The sequence below is a fragment of the Cupriavidus taiwanensis genome (assembly GCF_900250075.1).
Classification (GTDB): Bacteria; Pseudomonadota; Gammaproteobacteria; order Burkholderiales; family Burkholderiaceae; genus Cupriavidus; species Cupriavidus taiwanensis_C.
On sequence record NZ_OFTT01000011.1, the window covers coordinates 1 to 5,895 of the forward strand.

Annotated in this window: 3 protein-coding genes and 2 pseudogenes; 3 read left to right on the forward strand and 2 right to left on the reverse strand. The window is 58.4% G+C overall.

Annotated elements, in window-relative coordinates; all coding sequences use genetic code 11:
• Positions 1–1,708 precede the first annotated feature (1,708 nt).
• From CBM2588_RS30965 to CBM2588_RS31330, 3 genes and pseudogenes are all read left to right on the forward strand, one after another.
• Positions 1,709–2,909, forward strand: a pseudogene (locus tag CBM2588_RS30965) (transposase).
• A gap of 64 nt (positions 2,910–2,973) precedes the next feature.
• Positions 2,974–3,321: a hypothetical protein gene (locus CBM2588_RS30970; RefSeq protein WP_197717987.1), complete on the forward strand. Its 348-nt coding sequence runs from the start codon at positions 2,974–2,976 to the stop codon at positions 3,319–3,321.
• Between the two features lie 333 nt (positions 3,322–3,654).
• Positions 3,655–3,939 (forward strand): glycine zipper 2TM domain-containing protein, encoded by a 285-nt coding sequence (locus CBM2588_RS31330; protein ID WP_231942384.1) that lies wholly within the window; start codon positions 3,655–3,657, stop codon positions 3,937–3,939.
• Here CBM2588_RS31330 and CBM2588_RS30980 read toward each other — a convergent pair.
• Positions 3,834–4,196 (reverse strand): helix-turn-helix domain-containing protein, encoded by a 363-nt coding sequence (locus CBM2588_RS30980; protein WP_115684121.1) that lies wholly within the window; start codon positions 4,194–4,196, stop codon positions 3,834–3,836. The genes CBM2588_RS31330 and CBM2588_RS30980 overlap by 106 nt on opposite strands.
• Before the next feature lie 246 nt (positions 4,197–4,442).
• Positions 4,443–5,778: pseudogene (locus CBM2588_RS30985) on the reverse strand (ISNCY family transposase).
• Positions 5,779–5,895: the final 117 nt, after the last annotated feature.

The following is a 5,895-nucleotide window of genomic DNA, read 5'->3' on the forward strand; positions in this document are numbered from 1 at the left end:
GAAATCTGGCCATGCCTTTAAACATTACAACGAGCAGCCCCCCACAGTGCACTGAACTACTGCTCGCCGCTCCCGGGTAGCTCCACTGACCTAAAAAGCTGCAGTTCGATCAGCTTGCGGCCTTTTGTTATAAACCGCTGCTGCAAGCAATGACGTAGCCAGACTTGATCTTGATCAACCACACGGAAGTTGGCCATTCTTTCTGCCTTGCCGCGTACATACCACATTGCCTAGACTTCTCTCACCATTCCTTTGCTGTCGTCATGAATATAGAACTTGGCGATTTCGGTGTCATTTTGGCATCCAGCAGAAAATATTGGAATGGGCTGGTCCCAAGGTTTGTCCTCCGCGGCATTCGTCAAATCTTGGCGATTGTGGTTCAACATTTTAACTTCAAGCGTTCAAGGAGGTAATGATGTCTAACATCAAGAAGGCAGTGTTCGGCGCGCTAATGACCATCACTTTGCTCGGGACCGCCGTGTATGCATCGGCTCAACCAGTATGCGAACCCCAGCACCCAGGGCAGCAATGCGAGTACGATAAGGTGCTTGGCACGTGCATTTGTAGCTAAGAATCGGGAGGTTTTGATTTATAAACACAAAGTAAGATGATTCATGCCATCAATATGGCAATCTTTCTTCAATCTGTCATCCCAGAGTTGGACGCCAGTTCAACTTTGCGGGTGCATTATTAAGCAATGACGGTGAAGTAATACCATCAAGACTGCTTTTGACGATCGGGTCCGTCCACCAGTCACCGACTAGAAGACGACATCCTCGGACAAGCATCGCTCGGTTGTATTGCGTACGCACGCACTGCTTGCCGCTTTTGGCAAGTCGAACATTCGTTTTTGAACGGCGTCTCGATATCCCGTTCCGCTCACGCTCGCCTGCGCCGTCATCTGTTCCCGAGTCGTTGAGCAGTTTTTGTTAGTGACTGTTAAGCCTGACGCTCATAGCGCAGTCATCGACCTTGTTGCCAAGGCGCAGATCAGCACCCAAGTATTGGTATACAAAGCAAGTTGGAACAGAGGCGGCGTGGCCGCGAAGCAATCCAGCTTGCTGTTATCACTGTGCATTCTGTGAGCCCCGGGCGAACCCATTGCCGTCTGTTTCTGGTTCGCATCCATGGTCATTAAGGATGTCCATATCGTTGTTGAGGAGAATATCCTCGTATTGGCTCACCGCTTAGAGGAGGTCACTGAAGACGAAGAGCCTGAAAGCCGCCTGCGAAGCGCGCAGTCAGGGAGACCGCGCGAAGGATCTCGATGCAAAACTTCACAGAGCCTAGGATAAAAAACAGCCATTTCGCGTCACTCCCGCAGCCAGCATCAGGTCGACATATTCGTGCAGCTTGTCGCGGGTCAGGCGGCTAATCGGGCCAGAAATGCAGCGAGCCAGTTAGTGTTCAGTTGATGCCAAACACGGGACCTGCAATGCTGGAAACTTCTGGCTCGCGTTCTCCCATCGAGATGAAGTATCGTCCTTGCGGATCGTTTCGTAGGGCTTTTCACCGGCGAAGGCCCGCAAGAAACGACCGGGGCGCCAATCAACGGCAGCCTTTCACCTGTGCGCATATATGGTGCCGCACGGCGCGGCCTTTTACACGCACCGGGCAGGCCCGTGTGTCGCCCTCCCTGCCGCAAAGAGCGGCACTCAATACCATCGCGCTGCGTGAACGCTGTTTGGTGGCAGCGGTCTAACCGGCCATGTCATCCACGCCCGCCACCGTTACCGCCGCCGAGCTGCAACTGTTGCGCGACGCCGAGCGTGAGCTCGAGGCAATACTCGCGGAACGCGAGGCAATCAAGGGCGAGTTGCATGTGATGATGGTCCAGCGAGACCTGCTCTTGGAACAGCTCAAGACGTTCCAGCGTAAGCTCCTCGCTGCCAAGAGCGAGGCGCGAGCCTCGGACCAGAAGGACTTGTTCCTCAATGAGTCCAAAGCCATGGCGGCTGCGCAGCCAGCGCAGGAAGAAGAAGGTACGCCCGAGACCGAAGTAGCCAAGCGTGGCCGCAAGCCGCATGCCCCGGCGCTACCCCGTGTCGAGGTTCATCACGAACTACCCGAGTCGGAACGCGTCTACCCCCTCAATGGCCAGACGCTGATCGAGATTGGCGTCGAGTTCAGCGAACAGCGCGACATCGTGCCGCAGCGGGTCCGCGTGATCCAGACCAGCGGGCCATACGCCTGTTCATGTTGCGACGGCGGCATCAAGACGACGCCGGCACCGGCGCGCATTATTCCCAAGAGACTGCTTTCCGCTGGCCACCTCGACGTATCAAGTGACCAGCCGCTGTACCGCCAAGCAGCGCTGCTGCATCGCTTTGGTGGGGACCTCTCTCGCGGCACCTTGGTGGCAAGCGTAGTGCGCATGGGCCAAGCGGTGCCGCCAATCATCAATCTGTTGCGCGATTATCTGCTGGAAGCGGACGTCGTGTGCAGTGACGAGACGGTGGTGCAGGTACTCATGGAGCCGGGCAGGCCCGCTCAGAGAAAGAGCTGCCTATGGGCGCGGAGGAAGGGGACGGGGCCGCCGGTAGGCTGTTTGCCTATAGTCCGACTCGCGAGATGAAGCATGCCACTGCTCTCTATGCCAGCATCAAGCCTGGTGGGGTGTCGATGACCGATTGTTACGCACCACTTGGCCGATCTCAACCAATCCCTCCGAGAACGCGATTAGGCCATTCTTGATAGGACGGAGAAACTTCCGCTTCTGTGACACCGTGGCAGGCACCAACGCCAATGCAAGTCTTTACTCGCTGGTGAAAAACCTGCAAGGCCAACGACATAGATCCGTACCAGTATTTCAGTATCTCGTTGCCTTGTTCAAGGCGTTGCCACACGCACGGATTGCCGACGACTACGAGCCTCTGCTGCCCTGGAGGCTCAGGTCCTCAGACGTCTAGCGAATGCCGCCGGCGGCCGCAAAGGATGTCCTCAAAAGACCGCTTTCTCTCTTTGGAGCACACTATGACAGAATTCCCTAAACAAAGCGGTACGGAACGCGCATGGCGTCGCGTTTGCGTGACGGGCAGCTGGCTGCCAGACCATGCCTTCGTGTGGGCGTATTGGAACGGAACCATGTGGAACGGCTTTGCTGTCCCGATGTTTACCAGCCAGGACGCCTGCAATCTCTGTGCAGTGATGCCGAGCCTCGTGTACGTTGAGGCTCGGCAAGCCTTCCTGTTCGAAGAGGGAGGAGAGACAGAATGGTTTCATGCGGCAGCGCAACTTGTGGACGGCGAGTTGCTGCAACTCTATTCCCTTGGCGAAAGCTGGTGTTGGCAACTCGTTGACCTATCGGAGGTGGCAATCTAATCAGCCCTCTCCACAATCGCGGCTGACCCTGCTAGCATTACTGGACCTACCGCGTCTGAGACGCACCGACTCTTCCGGTTGTATAGCCGGACATCTCCTTTCTCCCATACGGGCCTCATGCCCGTGGGCATGTTGGCCCGCTTTTCGTTGAGGCCAACATGTTCAAGCGGTTCCTCCTGCTTTTCCTTTTGCTGCGCCGACTTCGCTTGCTGCGCCGCCCAGCCGACTTCGCCGAATACCTATGGGGGTTTCGAAGCGCTGCGCCTGGATATTGCCGGAGCTGTCACGGTCGTCCGGGTCCGCCCAGTCACGATTGCGGAGAGCGGCGGCATGATGTCTGCGAACACCGTTGTGCCGGGCGTTCTCGGAGCTGTTGTTGGCGCGGTGCTGGGTTCCCGTGTCAACGGTAACGGCAATGGCCGTTACCTGGCCGGCGCGCTGTCGGGCACCGCTTCTGCGGTCATCGCTCAGACGGCTGTTAATCACCTGAGCCGCCGCAGCAGGAGTGGGGTTCATTTGTCCGCGATCATGATCCGGCGAACCGTCTCGGTGGCCAGGTCGATGCCATGGCGCTCACGCAGCTTCTCGGCGGCCAGGGTCGGGCCGAAGTTGGCGTAACTGTCGCGGATCAGGCCACGCACGCGGGAGTCCAGCCCGGGCGGCAACTGGCGATGACCCGCGGCGCCTTGCCGGCGATTCTGTAAGCCCCGCGCACCTTCGACCTGGTACCGACGAAGCAAGCGCAACGTTTGCCGTGTGCTGAGTCCCAGCCGAGCCGCCGCAATGCCTGTCTTCAAGTGACCGTCTGCCAAGGCTTGCAGGACCTTGAGCCGGTCCAATTGACGCATCGTCATGGTGATCGTGTCCGGTCGCATGGAGGCTCCCTGGCTGGCTCAAGGCCGTACAGGTTACCCGGACCAACTCGGACATTTGAATCTGGCTATAAATGGACATTTGAATCATCTGTTGTCAAAGCTAAATTGAAATGTCCGGTCTCCGGCTAAGTTGAAATGTCCGGCTGATCAGCTATTGGGGTGAGCGTAGGGCGGTGGTGCTGACCTGACGTGACTGAGCCCAGGCTATGCTGCCTGAGCCCCGTTGAACTGCCAGCGCAAGCTGAATTAGTACTCCGTTCCGTTAAGCGGCCACGGCTGCTCCTGCAGCCTTTGCAACGCTTTCAACATATCGTTCTGGCCCAGCGACCGCTGCGACTTCTTGCCAGGCGGCCGTCCACGCTTGCGCGGAGCTCCCTCCGTGCCTGGCACAGAGAGCGACCGTGTGTTGTCGCGCTTCTCCTGCACGTATTGCGCCAACTGCAGCACATGTCCCAGGCGCTTGTTATCCACGATCTCGCCCTGATCCACTTCCGACAGCCGATCATAGGTGGTGTAGGGCAGGGCGGCGCCATTCGCCCGCGGCTCGATCCTGCCATCCGGGTAGTGATAGACATCAATGTAGCGACTGGCTAGCTTGCGGCGCTCCGGCGTGTCCGCCAGCAGGTAAAGCATCTTGTCGTACTGGATCGTCAGGCTCTTGGACACGCAGCGTGGCTCACGCCACGCAAAGATCAGATCCAGGTTCTCATCCGGTCGCAGCGGCCGATGGGAGTTGTGGTTGTTGCGCGGCACCTTGGCAAAGCGCGCGTTGTAATCCGCAATGAATTCCGACATAAAGACGTTGGCGGCCTCCATGGTGCTGATGCCGCGCAGGCGCAGTTCCTTGACCAGGCGATCCTGCAACGTCAGGTGGGTCCGTTCGACGCGGCCCTTGGCTTGGCTGCTGTTGGCGCAAATGCCGTCAATGTTCAGCTCGAACAAGGCCCGAGCAAACTGGGTGTGGCCGTCGCCGCTGGTCGCCCCTTGTTTGTTGACCCGAAACACGCTCGCCTTGTCGCTGTAGAACGCCACCGGCTTGCCGTGGCGCTCCAGGTAGGCCCGCGTCGCCGCAAAGTATGTGAAGGTGGCCTCCGAATGCGTGAAGCGCAGTTCCATAATCCGGCTGGTGGCGTCGTCGACATAGACCAGCAGCGTGCAGGCCGGCGCGCGATCCTCGAACCAGCGGTGATCGCAGCCGTCGATCTGGATCAGTTCACCGAGGCACGCGCGACGGTTGCGTGGCTGGTAGACTTTTTGTGGCCGCTGTTTGCGAGGCACCCACAGTCCGGCCACCGTCATCAGCCGGCGAATCGTTTCCTTGGACAGCGTCAGCCCATAACGCTCGCGCAGCTTCACGATCGGCCGATAGGCGGTTGTTGGCTGGCCGGCCACGTTTGCGCGAAACCAGCCCAGACGGTCCTTCCTGCCGATAGCGCTCCAGCAATCGCCGTAACTGCCGGTCGGTGATCTGCAACCGTTCGGCGGCCACGCCTGGCCGCAACTGACCATCCACGACCGCCTGGACGGTCTTGTGCCTGTTTAACTCCTGCATGCTGACTGTAATGACCTTGGATCTAGCCATCCTCTGGCGTCTCCATCGTGTTCAACCGGGCAGGCTGACTACCATGAAGGGAGCCACTCGGGCGGACATTTCAACTTTGCTAAAACCGGACATTACAACTTTGCCGCTACAAACGTT